Origin of the sequence: Leisingera sp. NJS204, from assembly GCF_004123675.1 — a bacterium.
Lineage (GTDB): Bacteria > Pseudomonadota > Alphaproteobacteria > Rhodobacterales > Rhodobacteraceae > Leisingera.
Map to the genome: position 1 here is coordinate 138,408 of NZ_CP035417.1, position 15,895 is coordinate 154,302.

Genomic DNA, 15,895 nt, shown 5'->3' on the forward strand with positions numbered 1-15,895 from the left:
GCCGCAAGTATACTGCCATTCTGAAATAGGGTCAAAAATGGCCGGAAACCGGAAAACGTCGCTCATCGCGCTTGGCGGCAACCTGCCTGTTGAGGCAGATGCGCCGCAAGCCACCTTGTCAAAGGCTCTTGCCGCTTTGCAATCGGATGATGTTGTGCTGCGCTGCATCTCGCGGTTCTTTCAGACGCCCTGTTTCCCGGCAGGGGCGGGGCCGGATTATGTGAACGCCGCGGTTACGGTTGAGACGTCTTTGTCCGCGCGCGCGCTGCTGGCGCGCTTGCATGAGATTGAAGCGCAGTTCGCGCGGGTGCGCCAGCAGCGCTGGGGGATGCGTACGCTTGATCTGGATCTGATCGACCATGGCGGCGCGGTGCTGCCGGACGCGGAGGGGTTTGCCCGCTGGCAGGGGCTGCCGCTGGAGACCCAGATGCAGGAGGCGCCAGGGCAGCTGATCCTGCCGCATCCGCGCATTCAGGACCGCGCCTTTGTGCTGGTGCCGCTTTGCGATATTGCCCCGCGCTGGCGCCACCCGGTGCTGCAGAAAACTGCCGCCGGGCTGCTGGCGGAATTGCCACCGGAAGATGTGGCAGAGGTCACGCCGTTGCAGGACGCGTGATGCGGTGTTTTCCGCTCTTGTCAAGGGAAAGGTTTGGGCGTAAATGTCTGCCTTCTGGACCCGGAATGATATGGAGAGTCGCTGATGGCCCGCGTGACGGTTGAAGATTGCGTAGACAAGGTGCCCAACCGCTTTGAGCTGGTGATGCTGGCAGCGCATCGCGCCCGCGAAATCTCGGCTGGAGCCCCAATCACTGTGGACCGCGACAACGACAAAAACCCGGTCGTTTCCTTGCGTGAAATCGCTGACGAGACTCAAAGCGCAGACGATCTGCGCGAGCGTCTGATCGAAGGCAACCAGACTCAAATCGAAGTCGATGAGCCGGAAGAAGATTCGATGGCTCTGCTGATGGGCGCGGATCACGACAAGCCCGCCGATGACGATATGTCTGAAGAGAAACTGCTGCGCGCGCTGATGGAGGCCCAGGGCCAGGGCTGAGGCATACGCTGACGAATTTGAGGCTGCGGACCGGACATGAACTCCCCCGATATTTCCGCTGGAGATCTGCTTGCTCTGGTCCGCAACTACAACCCAAAGACAAATGCGGACAGGATTGCTGAAGCTTTTGCATTCGGCGAGCAGATGCATGAAGGGCAATACCGCCATTCGGGCGAACCCTATTTCACGCATCCGGTGGCCGTTGCCGCCATCCTGACCGAACAGCGCCTGGATGATGCAACAATCATCACCGCGCTTTTGCATGACACCATCGAAGACACCAAGGCCTCTTACGAGGAGGTAACCCGCCGTTTTGGCGATGAGGTGGCGATGCTGGTCGATGGCGTCACCAAGCTGACCAATCTGCAGCTCAGCAGCCGCGAGACCAAGCAGGCTGAAAACTTCCGCAAGCTGTTCATGGCAATGTCCAAGGACCTGCGGGTGATCCTGGTCAAGCTCGCCGACCGGCTGCACAACATGCGCACAATCAAGGCGATGCGCCCGGAAAAGCAGGCCCAGAAGGCGCGCGAGACGATGGACATCTATGCGCCGCTGGCGGGCCGCATGGGGATGCAGTGGATGCGCGAAGAGCTGGAGGATCTGGCCTTCCGCGTGCTCAACGCCGAAGGGCGTCAGTCGATCATCCGCCGCTTTGTGACCCTGCAGCGCGAAACAGGCGATGTGATCCACCGGATTACCGGCGACATGCGGCTGGAGCTGGAAAAGACCGGGATCGAGGCCGAAGTGTTCGGCCGCGCCAAGAAGCCCTATTCGATCTGGCGCAAGATGCAGGCCAAGGATCAGGGCTTTTCGCGGCTCTCTGATATCTACGGTTTCCGGGTAATCACCCTGTCGGAAGAGGACGCCTACCGCGCGCTGGGCGCCATCCACCAGCGCTGGCGGGCGGTGCCGGGCCGGTTCAAGGATTACATCAGCCAGCCGAAATCCAATGGCTACCGCTCAATCCACACCACAGTGTCGGGCCGCGACGGCAAGCGGGTTGAGGTGCAGATCCGCACCCGGCAGATGCACGATGTGGCCGAAACCGGGGTTGCGGCGCATTGGTCTTACCGCGACGGTGTGCGGACGGAGAACCCCTTTGCCGTGGATCCGGCCAAGTGGATCGCCTCGCTGACCGAGCAATTCGACGCCGAGGATGATCACGATGAATTCCTCGAGGCGGTGAAGCTCGAGATGTATTCGGACCAGGTGTTCTGCTTCACGCCAAAGGGCGATGTGATCAAACTGCCGAAAGGTGCGACGCCGATCGACTTTGCCTATGCCATCCACACCCGCATCGGCCATGCCTGCGTCGGCGCCAAGGTAGACGGGATCCGGGTGCCGCTGTGGACCCGGCTGCGCAATGGCCAGTCTGTGGATGTGATCACCGCCGAGGGCCAGACCCCGCAGGTCAGCTGGCTGGAGATTGCCACCACCGGCAAGGCCCGCACTGCGATCCGCCGCGCCCTGCGCGAAGCGGACCGGGCGCGGTTTGTGAAGCTGGGCCATGAACTGGCGCGCTCGGCTTTTGAACATGTCGGCAAGAAAGCCACCGACAAAGCGTTGGAAACCGCAGCGCGCGCCTTGCGGGCAGGCGGGGTGAATGAGCTGCTGGCGCGGCTTGGCGCGGCAGAGATCACCGCGCATGACGTGGTGCAATCGGTTTATCCGGAACTGACCACCACTGGCGATGGCGACGAAATCTCTCCGCGCCGCGCGGTGGTCGGCCTGGAGCCGGGTCAAAGCTTTGAGCGGGCACCCTGCTGCCAGCCGCTGCCGGGTGAGCGCATCATTGGTATTACCTACCGCGGCCGCGGGGTTGTCGTGCATTCTGCGGATTGCGACAAGCTGGGCGAGTTTGAGGACCAGCCGGAACGCTGGATGGATGTGCAATGGCATAGCGGCACCCACCCGGCGGCTTATGGCACCACGCTTGAACTGACCATTGGCAATGACGCCGGTGTGCTGGGGCGCATTTGCACATTGATTGGCGAGAAAAAGGCCAATATCTCGGACCTTGAATTTGTCGACAGGAAACCAGACTTTTACCGGCTTATGATCAATGTGGAGCTGCGGGATGTGGAACAGCTGCACTCGCTGATGCTGACGCTTGAAGCCGAAAGCGATGTTGCCGCGGTGGCGCGGTTCCGGAACAAGCCGGAAGAACGCCATTTTCCGGGATAAGCCGCTGAAATTTTGAGCCGGGAACTGGGAAGGACGCACAGCTTTGGTATTCAGGCGCCGGGACAGACGTCCGCCCCTCCGGGCGCTGGCGAATTTTCTCTGGCCGCGCGGCGGCTGGGGAAGGGCGTTCCTGTATGTAAAGCACCGGGTGCGGCGTCTGCCCGATTCGCCCGAGCGCATCGCCCGCGGCATCTGGGCCGGAGTGTTCACCACCTTCACGCCTTTTTACGGGCTGCATTTTCTTGTGGCGGCGATCGTTTCCCGGCTGATGAACGGAAATATTCTTGCCTCGCTCAGTGCCACCTTCTTTGGCAACCCGCTGACCTATGTGCCGATCGGAGTGGCCTCGCTGCAGACCGGGCATTGGATCCTGGGCACCGAGTTCGACGAGGAAGTCGACAAATCCCTGGTTGGCAAATTCATGGCAGCCGGCGGCGACCTGAAGGACAACCTGATTGCGCTGTTCAACGACCGGCCCGCCGATTGGCAGGGCCTGTATTTGTTCTACAACGAAGTGTTCTACCCTTACATGATCGGCGGCATCATCCCGGGCATTATCACGGCCACGGTCTGCTATGTGCTAAGCCTTCCGGTGATCCGCGTCTACCAGCAGCGCCGGCGGTCCAAGATCAAGGCCAAGTTCGAGGCAATCAAACAACGGGCAGAAGTCGGGACTGACGCCTGACCCGTGCAGCCGGATTGTACCATTATCACTTGCGGGGTTGCTCTTGCCGGGCTGGTGTCTAGTCTTTGGTTAAAGCTTTGACTTCAGACGGATGAGACAGCTGTCATGACACAGAACAAATTGCGCCTGGGCGTGAACATTGACCATGTTGCCACCGTGCGCAACGCCCGCGGCGGTGCCTATCCGGACCCGGTCCGCGCCGCGAAGCTGGCCGAGGAGGCTGGCGCAGACGGGATCACGGCGCACCTGCGCGAAGACCGCCGCCATATCACTGATGCAGATATCGACGGGTTGATGGAAGCGCTGACCGTGCCGCTGAATTTCGAGATGGCAGCGACCGAGGAAATGCAGCAGATCGCCTTGCGCCACAAGCCGCACGCGGTTTGCATCGTGCCGGAAAAACGCGAGGAACGCACCACTGAAGGCGGGCTCGAAGTCGCCCGTGAAGAAAACCGTCTGGCCCATTACATCGCGCCCTTGCGCGATGCGGGCTGCCGGGTGTCGATCTTCATTGCGGCTGACAAAATGCAGATCGAAGCCGCGCACCGGATCGGTGCCGAGGTGATCGAACTGCACACGGGCGCCTATTGCGACTATCACGCCGAGGGCAAGGCCGAGGACCGCGACCGCGAACTGGAAGCACTGCGCGAGATGTCCGCGTTTGCCCATTCGCTGGGGCTGGAAGTGCATGCAGGTCATGGCCTCACCTATGAAACAGTAAAGCCGGTGGCGGCCTTTCCCGAGGTGAAGGAGCTGAATATCGGCCACTTCCTGATCGGCGAGGCGGTCTTCCGCGGGCTGACCCCTGCAGTGCAGGAAATGCGCCGGCTGATGGATGATGCACGGGGGTAACGCGGCTATGCCAGTCAATCTGATCCGCTACGGGCTGCTGTGGATGGCGGCCTCAGTCGCGATGCTTTTGCTGGGATTGGTGCTTGCACAGTTCGGGGTCGGTTTGCCGGCCGGGCTGGCAACGGTTCTGCCGCCGATGTTTGCTGCGGTTCTTGAAGGGATCCGAATTGCCGATTCAACCCGGGCGCCGCTGGCAGGTAAAACGGCCTGGATCAACGCTGCGGCGATGACCGGGGTGGTGGCCGTGCTGACCATCATTCAGCTGCCGCTCTACTGGAACTCGCCAATGGTCGCCGAGGCGCGGGAGACCATTCCAATTGTTTTCCTGGCCGGAATTTTCCTGCTGCTTCTGGCAGTCATCCTGATGGTCAATCGCCTGTTTTTGGCACATGGCATCAAGCTGGGGTTGAAGCGGTTGGAAGAATGATCCTGGGTGTTGGAACCGATCTCGCCAATATCGAGCGCATCCAGCGCACGCTGGACCGTTTCGGCGACAGGTTCCGCAACCGGGTTTTCACCGAAACCGAACAGAAGAAGGCCGAACGCCGCCGCGACGTGGCGGGCACCTATGCCAAACGCTGGGCCGCCAAGGAGGCCTGTTCCAAGGCGCTGGGTACCGGCCTGCGCATGGGGATTGCCTGGAAGGACATGGCAGTTACCAATCTGCGCACCGGCCAGCCGGTGATGCATGTGACCGGCTGGGCCGCCGAACGTCTGCGCGAGATGACGCCTCCTGCCCATGAGGCTGTGATCCACGTGACACTGACTGATGATCACCCCTGGGCGCAGGCCTTTGTGGTGATTGAGGCGCGTCCTATCCCCGCGAACCCGGCGGAATTGCCCGCCGGAACTTGACTTGCCCCCCTCAGGCCCGCATGTAGCGCCGGACCCTGTTTCCAATCCGGAGAGCCTGATGACGGCCAAAGCAAAGACCAGCAGTTCGATCATCGAGACGATAAAGACCATCGTCTATGCGCTGCTGATCGCCGGTGTCTTCCGCACCCTGTTTTTCCAGCCCTTCTGGATCCCCTCCGGATCGATGAAAGAGACCCTGCTGATCGGGGATTTCCTGTTCGTGAACAAGATGGCCTATGGCTATTCTTACGCGTCCTGCCCCAGCGTGCGCATCCCTGCTGTTGGCCTCAACATCGACGCCAAGAACATCTGCGGCTTCCTGGACGGCGACAACAACCGTTTGATGGGCAGCCAGCCTGAGCGCGGCGATGTGGTGGTGTTCCGCCATCCGGTCAACAGCAATGACTTCATCAAACGGCTGATCGGTCTGCCGGGCGACAAGATTCAGATGAAGAACGGCGTGCTGTTCATCAACGGCGAACCGGTCAAACTGCAGGACGCGGGCCAGTTCGCGGAAGTGATGGAACGCCAGGGGCCGCAGGGTTCCTTCCCGCGATGTGAAAACGCGCCGGTGGGCCAGGGTGCTGTCTGCAATAAATCGCGCAAACTGGAAACCCTGCCGGGCGGCAATGAGCATATTGTGCTTAACATCACCAATCAGGGCATGGATCATACCGGCGTTTATCAGGTGCCGGAAGGCCACTATTTCTTTATGGGCGACAACCGGGACAATTCCTCGGACAGCCGCTTGCCGCAGTCTGCCGGCGGCGTGGGTTTCGTTCCGTTTGAAAACCTGATCGGCCGGGCCGACCGGATCATGTTCTCCTCAGCCGGGCGGTCCATGCTCTACTTCTGGACCTGGCGGAGCGACCGTTTCTTCAAGGGGATCCAGTGAAGCTGTCCAAGGAATTGCGCGCGTTTGAAGACCGGATCGGGCATCGCTTTGCCCGCCCCGACCTGTTGCAGCGCGCCGTGACCCACGCGTCTGTGTCCTCGCCCAACCGCAAAGACAACCAGCGGCTGGAATTCCTGGGCGACAGGGTTCTGGGGCTGGTGATGGCAACGGCTCTGCTGGAGCATGACAAGACCGCCACCGAGGGCCAGCTGGCGCCGCGTTTCAATGCGCTGGTGCGCAAAGAAGCCTGCGCTGATGTTGCCGCTGAAATCGATCTGGGCGAAGTGCTGAAACTGGGCCGGTCGGAGATGATGTCGGGTGGCCGGCGCAAGCAGGCGCTGCTGGGTGACGCGATGGAGGCGGTGATTGCTGCAGTCTACAAAGATGCAGGCTTTGAGGCCGCAGCAGAGATGATCCTGCGTCTGTGGGGCCGCCGTGTTCATCAGGTCGAAAGCGACGCGCGCGACGCCAAAACCTCGCTGCAGGAATGGGCACAGGCACGCGGACAGAAACCGCCGGCCTATGTCGAAGTGTCCCGCAGCGGCCCGGATCACGCACCGGTCTTCACTATCGCAGCGCGGCTGCAGGACGGCACCGAAGCACAAGCCACCGCAGGCTCTAAGCGGCAGGCCGAACAGGCCGCCGCCAAAGCTCTGCTGGAACAGCTCGGCTGAAAACTCAGGTCACGCGGATATAGCCCGCGAGACCGGTTTTCTGATGTTCGATCACATGGCAGTGGAACGCCCAGTCGCCGGGATTGTCGGCGACCAGCGCAATCTCGGCCACCTCATCCTTCAGCAGCAGCATGGTATCGGTCACCAGCGGCGGCAGCCTGCGCAAGTTTGAGCGGATCGGGACAAAGGCCAGCCCGTGCAGGTGGATCGGATGCAGGTTCGGCGATTCATTCCTCAGCCGCAGCACATAGCTTTTGCCGCGTTTCAGGGTCGCCAGCGGCCCGGTGCCCTTGGCCGCATCTCCGGCCCAGGGCGTGCGGTTGATCGACCAGAAACTGTATCCCAAGGAACCGCAATAGCCGTCATTCGGCGGCCCGCCCTCTGGCGTCCAGCCAAAGACGAAGTCGAGCATCTCGGCGCTTGAAAGGTCTGGACGTGAAACGGGGTTGGCAGCCAGCGGCTTCAGATCCCGCAGGTCCCGTTTTTGATTAGCTCCAACGGACCTCAGCTGCGCCATGGTGCGGGTGGGCTGTCCTGGCAGTTCTGCCAGCAGATCCGCCGTCTGCCCCTCGCTTGCTGGCATCCGCACCGCGAAATCCACCCGCTGGCCGGGGCCGATCAGCAGCGGTTCGTCAACAGACGGCAGGGGAACGTCAATTTCTACGGGATGCCCATCCCAAGCGATAATCCTTGCCTGACCGGTGCTGAGGTGCAGCTTGTAGATCCGTGTGGTGTCGCTGTTCACCACCCGCAACCGCACCAGCCCGCCCGTGGGATGATCATAAACCGGCGCCTGCAGCCAGTTCGCGGTCAGCACATTGCCGTGGGTTCCGCTGCGGGCCGCGCCGCGGGCGGTGTAGTAAGGCAGGAAGCCGCCATTCCCATCCAGCCGGAAGTCGCGCAGGTTGATCACCTGATCACTGTCGAAACCGGGGTCCTCTGCTTCCCTGATTACCATTACCCCGGTGAGTCCATGCGCCATCTGCGCCATGGTCATGCAATGCGGGTGATACCAGTAGGTGCCGGCATCCGGCGGGGTGAAATCATACTCAAACGACTCGCCGCCTGCGATCGGCATTTGGGTCAGATAAGGCACCCCGTCCATTGCGTTGGCGATCCGCAGCCCGTGCCAGTGCATCGCGGTGTAATCTTCGGTGCCGTTGACCACCCGCAGGCGCATGGGGGCGCCCTGGGTTCCGTAAAGAACCGGCGGCGGCGCATCCGGCGACAGGCTCACCAGCCCGTCTGTAGGTCTTTCGCGAAATGCAAAACGGGCGGTCTGGATGGTCAGCTGCTGTACGGTGCTGCGAGCGCTGCCCCAGGACGCGGCGCCCATCACCCCTGCCGTCGCAGCAGACCCAAGCAGAAAATCACGGCGTCTCATCGGAAGCCTCCCCAAGGCATAAATGTCATGAAAAGCCTGGCTCGCGGAATGGCTCGGCGCTGCGGTTGTCACATTGGATCTGCCACAGGTCTTTGACATAGGGCAAGGTTGCGGAAGGTGCCGGATCCCCGTTGAAAACGCCTCTGGCCCCTGTGGGTAAAATCCTGTAGGGGGTCTACTCTGCAAACAGGACCAGTAAAGATGACCACACGCGCCGGATTCGTTGCCCTGATCGGAGAGCCCAACGCGGGCAAATCGACCCTTTTGAACCGTATGGTCGGGGCCAAGGTCTCGATCGTGACCCATAAGGTGCAGACCACCCGAACCCGGATCCGCGGCGTGGCGATGGAGGGTGACGCGCAGTTGGTGTTCGTCGACACACCAGGTCTGTTCAAACCACGCCGCCGCCTGGACCGGGCAATGGTCGCCGCTGCCTGGGGCGGCGCAGCGGATGCCGACGTCGTGGTGCTGATGGTCGAGGCGCACCGGGGTATCACCGAAGGCGTGGAAACCATTCTGGACGGACTTGAAGAAATCGGCACTGGCCGCAAAGTGGCGCTGGCCATCAACAAGATCGACAGGGTGCCGGCAGAAAAACTGCTGGGCCTCGCCGAAAACCTGAACAGCCGCTACGGTTTTGCCGAAACATTCATGATCTCGGCCGAGCGCGGCCATGGTGTGGATGACCTGCGCCAGTGGCTGGCGGGCAAACTGCCGGAAAGCCCCTGGCTCTACCCCGAGGATCAGATTGCCGACCTGCCAATGCGGATGATTGCGGCAGAAATGACCCGCGAAAAACTGACTTTGCGCCTGCACCAGGAACTGCCCTACCAGCTGACGGTTGAAACCGAAAATTGGGAAGAACGCAAGGACGGCTCAGCCCGGGTGGATCAACTGATCTATGTGGTGCGCGACGGGCATAAGGGGATTATTCTGGGCAAACGGGGCGAGACGATCAAAGCGGTCAGCCAAGCGGCCCGCGCTGAGCTGGAAGAGTTCCTGGACCGTAAGGTGCATCTGTTCCTGCAAGTGAAGGTGCGCCCGAATTGGCTGGAGGAATCCGAACGCTATTCCGAAATGGGCCTCGACTTCAAAGACGGTAATTGAAGCTGCCCATGCGCTTCACCTTTGTGAAAATACTCCCGCCGGAGGCTCCTGTGCGTTCAACCTGCGGCACCGCCGGAAAACACGCAGCATGACCCGCCTTACTGCTGAATTCTGGGTGCAGGCCTATCTGGCCCGGCTGCGGCTGATGGGGATCCCTGCCTTTGTAACGTCGCATGGTGACGACACGGCGGGTGCCGTGCTGGTCAAACTCAACACCCTGGACGGCCAGGCACGCGCTTTCCACCGCACCTATGATCTGATGAGCGGCGCGCGCAAATGGGATGGGCTTTCAGCCGGGCCGGAGGCTGAGGTCGACACTTCTATCCTGCGTCAGCGGTCGTTTGATCCCGACCTCTGGGTTATTGAGGTCGAAGACCGGGCCGGACGCCACCTGCTGGACGAGCCTGGGTTGGAATAGTCTTGACGCTTGCGGAACGCACCGCAATGCGGTCTGCTGAGGCTGCCAGAACAACAGTGAGGGCCGCCAGTGGAATGGCGTGATCACGGCATTTTGCTTTCGATGCGCCGCCACGGTGAAAACTCGGCCATCATCGACGTCTTTACAGAAGAGCATGGCCGCCATGCGGGCATGGTGCGCGGCGGTGCCAGCCGCAAGCTGGCCCCGATCCTGCAGCCCGGTGCGCAGCTGGACCTGACCTGGAGAGCGCGGCTGGAGGATCATCTGGGCAGCTATCACGCTGAACCTTTACGCAGCCGTGCTGCAGCTGCGATGTCCGGACGGCTGGCGCTGGCCGGCCTTAATGCGGTGACAGCGCTGCTGTCCTTCTGCCTGCCAGAGCGTGAACCGCATCCTGACCTCTATACCCGCAGTGAACTGTTGCTGGATCTCTTGGGTAATGAAGAGCTCTGGCCGCTTGCCTATCTGCGCTGGGAGCTGGCGCTGCTGGAGGAGATGGGTTTCGGCCTTGATCTGACAGCCTGCGCCGTGACCGGCAGTGGCAGCGCCCTGTGCTATGTCTCGCCGAAATCTGGCCGGGCTGTTTCACGTGAAGGCGCCGGAGGCTGGGCGGATCGGCTGCTGCCTTTGCCGCCGGTGATGCTGGGGCAGGGCAGCGCGGAGGATGCGGAAATTGTGCAGGCGCTGCACACCACCGGCTATTTTCTGGACGCGCATCTGGCGCCGTCTTTGGGCAATCAGCCAGTGCCGGAGGCGCGGGGACGGCTGACGGACCTGCTCATCCGCCGGCTGTGAACAGCATCTCGCGTCCCTGGCCGTTGCTGAGGATCAGCACATCGCCGGAAACCTCGGCCAGCGTCATTTTCTGAAGGGACTGCAGGAAATCGGCTTCGAGTGCCAGTTCCGGGCAGGCAGCGCGTGCAGCGGTAAGCGCCTCAGCGCTGAACCAGGGGTAAGGCGCCGTCTGAGTGCCCTGGAAACTGTTGCAGGGTGCCCGCCCCGTGATTTTTCCAGGTTCCGGGAAGGTCAGCCTGGCCAATGCGGGATAGGGCTCATTATCAATGCTGGAGAGGTGCCAGACCTTTCCCGCCGCCCCGTAAGCTGAAAGCGTTTCGTCGCCGGTGCAGGCACTGGCAAACAGCAGAGAACAGATCCAAGCGATGCGCGGCACCGGGTTACCCAATTGAAGTATTTTGCACACTCTGGCCAAGAGGGGGCAGAAATTGCAAGGCTTCGCCCTGAAAAAGTGACGGCTCCCGCCCGTTGCGGCGGCATTAAAATGCCTTGCTCCCGTTGGGCGTGGCGCCGCGCAATGCGCGGCGCAGGCCGGGTCCGGGCGCAACGGCGCAGAAGGTGCATTCCAAGAATGTATCTGAAGGGGCGGGAGGGGCCGCTGTTTAATTCGACTGGATGATTTCGGCCACCTTGCGGCCGATCTCGTCGCTGGCCTTTGCCGACGGATGGATCATGTCGAGCGCGTGATAAGACCGGTCGCCGAAGGGCACCAAATCCTTGAGAGACAGGAAATGAATGCCTGTGTCCAGCGCGGCCAGCCGTTCGATGCGGGTTTCCAGCTCGTTTCCTTCGTCGCGGCAGTGCTCGATCATCGATCCCACTCCGGGGCTGCGCAGATAACCGACGTAAATCACCTTGGCACCGGTTGCGCGCAGTTCAGACAGCATGCCCGGAATCGCACCTTTGCGTCCGTCGGGGGAAACCAGTTTGTTCAGTTTTCGATTGCACGCAAAACAGCCGCAGCCGAGCCACAGGTCATTTCCGCCGCCATTCACGATCACCCAGTCCCATTTGCCGGGCTTGTACTGCTTGCGGATCTGCATCCCAGCCGCGCCGGAAATCGGCAGCTTGTAGATGATCCGCGCGGCAGAGACCGAGCGATCAACAACTGGTTCCTGCAACTCGCGAGCAACGGTGTCTGCGATGGATTTACCTGCCAGGCTGTGCCAGGCCAGCAGGGAATCCCCCATCGCCAGGATGCGGGGGGATTGTTCCGGCGGCACGGCACCGGCACAGGCGGAAAACAAAAACAGCAAGGGAAGCAGGAAGCAGCGAAAGAGTGTCATGGACTCTTGTTAACCACAATTTATGAAAAACCGAATAACCAGGATTGGAAACAGTCTTATTCCGTGTGCTGGTTGCAGCGTGACCGCACTTTGGATGGGATGCGGCTGCAAAAAGCCCGGCGTAAACGCCGGGCCTGAACAGGATTGCTCCCTTAGGAATTGCTTTCAGCTGGTTCAGCCCAGCAGGCGGCGGGCGATAACCTGAGCCTGAATTTCTGCTGCGCCTTCAAAAATATTCAGGATCCTGGCGTCGCACAACACGCGGGAGATTTTATACTCTGTCGCAAACCCGTTGCCGCCGTGGATCTGTAACCCGTTGTCCGCGGCGGCCCAGGCAACCCGGGCACCCAGGAGCTTGGCCATTCCGGCCTCCAGGTCGCAGCGGTGACCGTGGTCCTTTTCCCAGGCCGAGAAATAGGTCAGCTGGCGGGCGATCATGATTTCCACCGCCATCATTGCAAGCTTGCCGGACACACGCGGGAATTTGATCAGAGATTTGCCAAACTGCTTGCGGTCCTGCGCATACTGCATGGCGATGTCCAGTGCCGACTGGGCCACGCCGATTGCACGTGCCGCAGTCTGAATGCGGGCCGATTCAAAGGTCTCCATCAGCTGTTTGAAGCCTTTGTTTTCCTCGCCGCCCAGAAGGTTCCCGCCCTTTACGTGGAAGTTGTCGAAACCCAGCTCGTATTCCTTCATGCCCCGGTAGCCGAGAACTTCGATTTCGCCGCCGGTCATGCCCTCAGTCGGGAACGGTGCCTCATCGGTTCCTGGCGTTTTTTCCGCCAGGAACATCGACAGGCCGCGATGATCCGTGGTGTTCGGATCAGTGCGTGCAAGCAGGGTCATCACATGAGTGCGGGCAGCGTGGGTGATCCAGGTCTTGTTGCCGGTGATCTTATAGTCGCCGTTGTCATCCTTCACAGCCCGGGTGCGCAGGGAACCGAGGTCGGAACCGGTGTTCGGCTCGGTGAACACGGCGGTGGGCAGGATCTCGGCGCTGGACAGCTTGGGCAGCCAATTGGCTTTCTGCTCCTCGGTGCCGCCGCACAGGATCAGCTCGGCTGCGATTTCCGAACGGGTGCCAAGTGATCCGACACCGATATAGCCGCGCGACAGTTCCTCCGAGACCACGACCATCGACGCCTTGGACAGACCGAACCCGCCGTATTCCTCGGGGATAGTCAGGCCGAATACGCCCATCTCGGCCAGCTCTTCGATCACGCTGAGCGGGATAAGCTCGTCCTTCAGGTGCCAGTCATGGGCGTGCGGCTCTACCTTCTCCACCGCATAGCGGCGGAACTGGTCGCGGATCATTTCCAGTTCTTCTTCCAGGCCTGAAGCGCCGAACATGGTGGCGCCGGCCTGCTCTTCCATCAGGTCCACGAGGCGGGTACGGGCGGCTTGGCTGTTGCCTTGTTCGCAAAGTGTCATCACTGCAGGCACCATCAGCCCGCGCTGCGCGTCTTGGGAAAGGCCCAGATCCTGCAGGCGGATAATCTCGCCCTGGTTCATCTGGATGCCGCCGTAGACCTGCCAAAGGTATTCGCCGAAACCGATCTGATGGATCAGCTGATCCAATTCGCTGAACTTGCCCTCGGCTTGCAGCTTTTCGGCCCATTTTTGCATCTGCCGCAGGCTGTAGACATAGGTTGCCAGCCACGACAGGCCATGTGCGGCAACCTGGTTTTCCTCAATCAGGCGGCCGGAGACCCGGCCCTCTTCGCTCACCATGTCCTTGACCGAGGCGCGAGCGGCCTCCAGCAGCTGGTCCAGGGGTTCCAGGGATGCGGCGGTCAACGCCAGCAGGTCGGGGATGAGTGTCGGTTTCATATGCAAGTCCTGTCCGTCGCGGGCCATGAATCAGATCCTTTTCCGGTCGCCCGGTGGTAAATCATTTTGCAGGCGCAGCGCAACAAAAATACTCACAGATGCGGCGTTTGGATCAAATATTGCGTATTGATTTTGCCCGTGCAGCACGGCCCGGATGTGGTACAGCGGAGATATGACGGCATTGTTTTCACTCCTTTCCCCGGCAGAGCTGGCAGCGGCTTTTGGCATCGCGCTGCTGGCAGGCACTGTCAAAGGCCTGGTTGGTTTTGCCATGCCGATGATTTTTGTTTCCGGTCTCAGCTTGTTCCTGGCTCCGGATCTGGCATTGGCGGGACTGATTCTGCCGACCTTGGTGACAAACGGCATGCAGGCGCTGCGCCAGGGGCCGGACGCGGCGATGGCCTCGATCCGCAAGTTCCGGGTGTTCCTGCTGATTGGTCTCGTTTGCCTGCTGCTGAGCGCCCAGTCCGTGCGGCTGCTGCCGCAGCAGGCGCTGCTTTTGGTGATTGGCCTGCCGGTTACGGTCTTTGCCTGTATCCTGCTGATGGGTAAGACATTCACCATCACCTATCCCTCCCGCCGCAGCGAGGCCATGGTGGGCGGCATCGCCGGGCTGATTGGCGGTGTCTCCGGAGTTTGGGGGCCGCCGACGGTCGCCTACCTGACCGCATTGAATACTGAAAAAACAGAGCAGATCCGGGTGCAAGGAGTGATCTATGGCCTTGGCGCGGTGGCGCTTCTGGTCGCACATATTGGATCCGGCGTGATGCGGATTGAAACTGCGCCCTTTTCGCTGGTGCTGATTGCGCCGGCAGTGGCAGGCATGTGGATCGGCGGCCTGTTGCATGACCGGATCGATCAGGTGCTGTTCCGCCGCGCAACACTTGTGGTTCTGCTTATTGCGGGGGTGAACCTGCTGCGCCGCGGCTTGCTGATGTGACCATGGGCCGGAGGATGGGAACATGCATCAACGGCTAAGTGCCGAGCAGCTGGCAACAGGCTCTATCCTGATCGCGCTGGCGGTTATGGGGCTGAAAACGGCGGCATGGGTGATGACGGGCTCAGTTGCGTTGCTGTCTGACGCGCTGGAGTCGCTGGTGAATATCGGGGGCGCGGTTATGGCGTGGTTTGCTGTGCGCTACGCCCAGCGGCCGCCGGATGCGGGCCACCCTTTTGGTCATCACAAGGCCGAATATTTTTCTGCTGTGGCCGAAGGCATCATGATTGTCATCGCCGCTTTGGTAATCGTGCATGAAGCCGTGAATGCTTTGGGCCGCCCGGCTGCAGCCGAATGGGGCACCGCCGGAATAGTCGTCAATGCAGTGGCAATGGGCGTGAACCTGGCCTGGGCGCGGGTGCTGTTGCGGGCGGGCAGGCGGCTGCATTCACCGGCGCTGTCTGCCGGCGGGCGGCACCTGATGAGCGACGTCTGGACGTCGGCAGGGGTGTTGCTGGGCCTGGTGCTGGCACTGGCCAGCGGCTGGGCTGTGCTCGACCCGCTGCTGGCGCTGCTGGTTGCGGTCAATATTCTGCGCGAAGGCTGGCTGGTGATTGCTGCATCGGTGAACGGATTGATGGACACCGCCGCCCCCGAAGGAGAGCGTGCGGAGGTCAAGGAAATCATCCACAGCTCTGCCGCCGGAGCGTTGCAGGTGCATGGCCTCAAGACCCGCCGCGCAGGCAGGGCGTTGTTTGTGGAGTGCCACATGGTGGTTGCTGGCAGCATGACTGTTCAGGAAGCGCATGACATCTGCGACCGGGTGGAGGCTGCACTGCACAAGGCCTTTCCGGACGCGCAGCCGGTGATTCACGTGGAGCCTGAGACCAAGCTGGAACCTGCCGGGATCACGCCGCGCTGAAGCGATTGCATTTC

General features: G+C 61.3%; 18 protein-coding genes. 14 read left to right on the top strand and 4 right to left on the bottom strand.

The features are described 5' to 3' along the window. The first annotated feature begins 37 nt into the window (after positions 1-37). From folK to rnc, 9 genes are all read left to right on the top strand, one after another. On the top strand, positions 38-616 hold the full coding sequence (folK, locus tag ETW24_RS00730; protein ID WP_129369323.1) for a 2-amino-4-hydroxy-6-hydroxymethyldihydropteridine diphosphokinase: 579 nt from the start codon (positions 38-40) through the stop codon (positions 614-616). An 84-nt stretch (positions 617-700) separates the two neighbouring features. Then, positions 701-1,054, top strand: coding sequence for a DNA-directed RNA polymerase subunit omega (gene rpoZ / locus ETW24_RS00735; protein WP_129369324.1), 354 nt, complete (start codon positions 701-703; stop codon positions 1,052-1,054). A gap of 36 nt (positions 1,055-1,090) precedes the next feature. After that, entirely contained in the window at positions 1,091-3,238 is a 2,148-nt protein-coding gene (locus ETW24_RS00740) for a RelA/SpoT family protein (protein WP_129369325.1), read from the top strand. A 43-nt stretch (positions 3,239-3,281) separates the two neighbouring features. Further along, the gene (locus ETW24_RS00745) at positions 3,282-3,923 is read left to right on the top strand and encodes a DUF2062 domain-containing protein (RefSeq protein ID WP_129369326.1); all 642 of its coding nucleotides are present in this window, start codon (positions 3,282-3,284) and stop codon (positions 3,921-3,923) included. A 105-nt stretch (positions 3,924-4,028) separates the two neighbouring features. Next, the gene (locus ETW24_RS00750; protein ID WP_129369327.1) at positions 4,029-4,775 is read left to right on the top strand and encodes a pyridoxine 5'-phosphate synthase; all 747 of its coding nucleotides are present in this window, start codon (positions 4,029-4,031) and stop codon (positions 4,773-4,775) included. Positions 4,776-4,782: 7 nt separating this feature from the next. Further along, the gene (locus ETW24_RS00755) at positions 4,783-5,202 is read left to right on the top strand and encodes an ABZJ_00895 family protein (protein WP_129369328.1); all 420 of its coding nucleotides are present in this window, start codon (positions 4,783-4,785) and stop codon (positions 5,200-5,202) included. Next, a complete protein-coding gene (acpS, locus tag ETW24_RS00760) occupies positions 5,199-5,630 on the top strand; it encodes a holo-ACP synthase (RefSeq protein WP_129369329.1) in 432 nt (143 codons plus the stop codon). Before ETW24_RS00755 ends, acpS begins: the two co-directional genes overlap by 4 nt. 58 nt (positions 5,631-5,688) lie before the next feature. Beyond that, the gene (gene lepB / locus ETW24_RS00765) at positions 5,689-6,525 is read left to right on the top strand and encodes a signal peptidase I (protein ID WP_129369330.1); all 837 of its coding nucleotides are present in this window, start codon (positions 5,689-5,691) and stop codon (positions 6,523-6,525) included. Further along, entirely contained in the window at positions 6,522-7,199 is a 678-nt protein-coding gene (rnc, locus tag ETW24_RS00770; RefSeq protein WP_129369331.1) for a ribonuclease III, read from the top strand. The genes lepB and rnc overlap by 4 nt, the downstream gene beginning before the upstream one ends. A gap of 4 nt (positions 7,200-7,203) precedes the next feature. On the opposite strand, the gene ETW24_RS00775 is transcribed toward rnc, so the two are convergent. After that, entirely contained in the window at positions 7,204-8,583 is a 1,380-nt protein-coding gene (locus tag ETW24_RS00775; protein ID WP_129369332.1) for a multicopper oxidase family protein, read from the bottom strand. A gap of 201 nt (positions 8,584-8,784) precedes the next feature. Between ETW24_RS00775 and era the strand changes: the two genes are divergently transcribed. The 3 genes from era to recO all read left to right on the top strand — a co-directional run bounded on the left by era (position 8,785) and on the right by recO (position 10,903). Continuing rightward, positions 8,785-9,690 (top strand): GTPase Era, encoded by a 906-nt coding sequence (era, locus tag ETW24_RS00780; RefSeq protein ID WP_129369333.1) that lies wholly within the window; start codon positions 8,785-8,787, stop codon positions 9,688-9,690. An 88-nt stretch (positions 9,691-9,778) separates the two neighbouring features. Continuing rightward, positions 9,779-10,108, top strand: coding sequence for a DUF1491 family protein (locus ETW24_RS00785; RefSeq protein ID WP_129369334.1), 330 nt, complete (start codon positions 9,779-9,781; stop codon positions 10,106-10,108). 69 nt (positions 10,109-10,177) lie between these two features. After that, the gene (recO, locus tag ETW24_RS00790) at positions 10,178-10,903 is read left to right on the top strand and encodes a DNA repair protein RecO (RefSeq protein ID WP_129369335.1); all 726 of its coding nucleotides are present in this window, start codon (positions 10,178-10,180) and stop codon (positions 10,901-10,903) included. Here the strand turns inward: recO and ETW24_RS00795 are convergent. The 3 genes from ETW24_RS00795 to ETW24_RS00805 all read right to left on the bottom strand — a co-directional run bounded on the left by ETW24_RS00795 (position 10,887) and on the right by ETW24_RS00805 (position 14,049). Next, positions 10,887-11,279 carry an META domain-containing protein gene (locus ETW24_RS00795; protein ID WP_129369336.1) on the bottom strand — a complete coding sequence of 131 codons (393 nt, stop codon included), beginning with the start codon at positions 11,277-11,279 and terminating at the stop codon, positions 10,887-10,889. The two genes, recO and ETW24_RS00795, sit on opposite strands and share 17 nt — an antisense overlap. Positions 11,280-11,505: 226 nt before the next feature. Further along, a complete protein-coding gene (locus ETW24_RS00800) occupies positions 11,506-12,189 on the bottom strand; it encodes an SGNH/GDSL hydrolase family protein (protein WP_164982662.1) in 684 nt (227 codons plus the stop codon). Positions 12,190-12,363: 174 nt separating this feature from the next. Next, the gene (locus ETW24_RS00805) at positions 12,364-14,049 is read right to left on the bottom strand and encodes an acyl-CoA dehydrogenase family protein (RefSeq protein WP_129369337.1); all 1,686 of its coding nucleotides are present in this window, start codon (positions 14,047-14,049) and stop codon (positions 12,364-12,366) included. Positions 14,050-14,194: 145 nt separating this feature from the next. Between ETW24_RS00805 and ETW24_RS00810 the strand changes: the two genes are divergently transcribed. Continuing rightward, on the top strand, positions 14,195-14,962 hold the full coding sequence (locus ETW24_RS00810) for a sulfite exporter TauE/SafE family protein (RefSeq protein WP_129369338.1): 768 nt from the start codon (positions 14,195-14,197) through the stop codon (positions 14,960-14,962). Between the two features lie 22 nt (positions 14,963-14,984). Continuing rightward, positions 14,985-15,881 (top strand): cation diffusion facilitator family transporter, encoded by an 897-nt coding sequence (locus ETW24_RS00815; protein ID WP_129369339.1) that lies wholly within the window; start codon positions 14,985-14,987, stop codon positions 15,879-15,881. Positions 15,882-15,895: the final 14 nt, after the last annotated feature.

What these genes read in the sequence shown, in the direction of transcription:
- ETW24_RS00755 (WP_129369328.1), top strand. Translation starts at nt 4,783, where the DNA reads ATGCCAGTCAATCTGATCCGCTACGGGCTGCTGTGGATGGCGGCCTCA.
- lepB (WP_129369330.1), top strand. Translation starts at nt 5,689, where the DNA reads ATGACGGCCAAAGCAAAGACCAGCAGTTCGATCATCGAGACGATAAAG.
- ETW24_RS00785 (WP_129369334.1), top strand. Translation starts at nt 9,779, where the DNA reads ATGACCCGCCTTACTGCTGAATTCTGGGTGCAGGCCTATCTGGCCCGG.
- rpoZ (WP_129369324.1), top strand. Translation starts at nt 701, where the DNA reads ATGGCCCGCGTGACGGTTGAAGATTGCGTAGACAAGGTGCCCAACCGC.
- ETW24_RS00800 (WP_164982662.1), bottom strand. Translation starts at nt 12,189, where the DNA reads ATGACACTCTTTCGCTGCTTCCTGCTTCCCTTGCTGTTTTTGTTTTCC.
- ETW24_RS00805 (WP_129369337.1), bottom strand. Translation starts at nt 14,049, where the DNA reads ATGGCCCGCGACGGACAGGACTTGCATATGAAACCGACACTCATCCCC.
- ETW24_RS00810 (WP_129369338.1), top strand. Translation starts at nt 14,195, where the DNA reads ATGACGGCATTGTTTTCACTCCTTTCCCCGGCAGAGCTGGCAGCGGCT.
- era (WP_129369333.1), top strand. Translation starts at nt 8,785, where the DNA reads ATGACCACACGCGCCGGATTCGTTGCCCTGATCGGAGAGCCCAACGCG.
- ETW24_RS00815 (WP_129369339.1), top strand. Translation starts at nt 14,985, where the DNA reads ATGCATCAACGGCTAAGTGCCGAGCAGCTGGCAACAGGCTCTATCCTG.
- acpS (WP_129369329.1), top strand. Translation starts at nt 5,199, where the DNA reads ATGATCCTGGGTGTTGGAACCGATCTCGCCAATATCGAGCGCATCCAG.
- folK (WP_129369323.1), top strand. Translation starts at nt 38, where the DNA reads ATGGCCGGAAACCGGAAAACGTCGCTCATCGCGCTTGGCGGCAACCTG.
- ETW24_RS00750 (WP_129369327.1), top strand. Translation starts at nt 4,029, where the DNA reads ATGACACAGAACAAATTGCGCCTGGGCGTGAACATTGACCATGTTGCC.
- ETW24_RS00775 (WP_129369332.1), bottom strand. Translation starts at nt 8,583, where the DNA reads ATGAGACGCCGTGATTTTCTGCTTGGGTCTGCTGCGACGGCAGGGGTG.
- ETW24_RS00740 (WP_129369325.1), top strand. Translation starts at nt 1,091, where the DNA reads ATGAACTCCCCCGATATTTCCGCTGGAGATCTGCTTGCTCTGGTCCGC.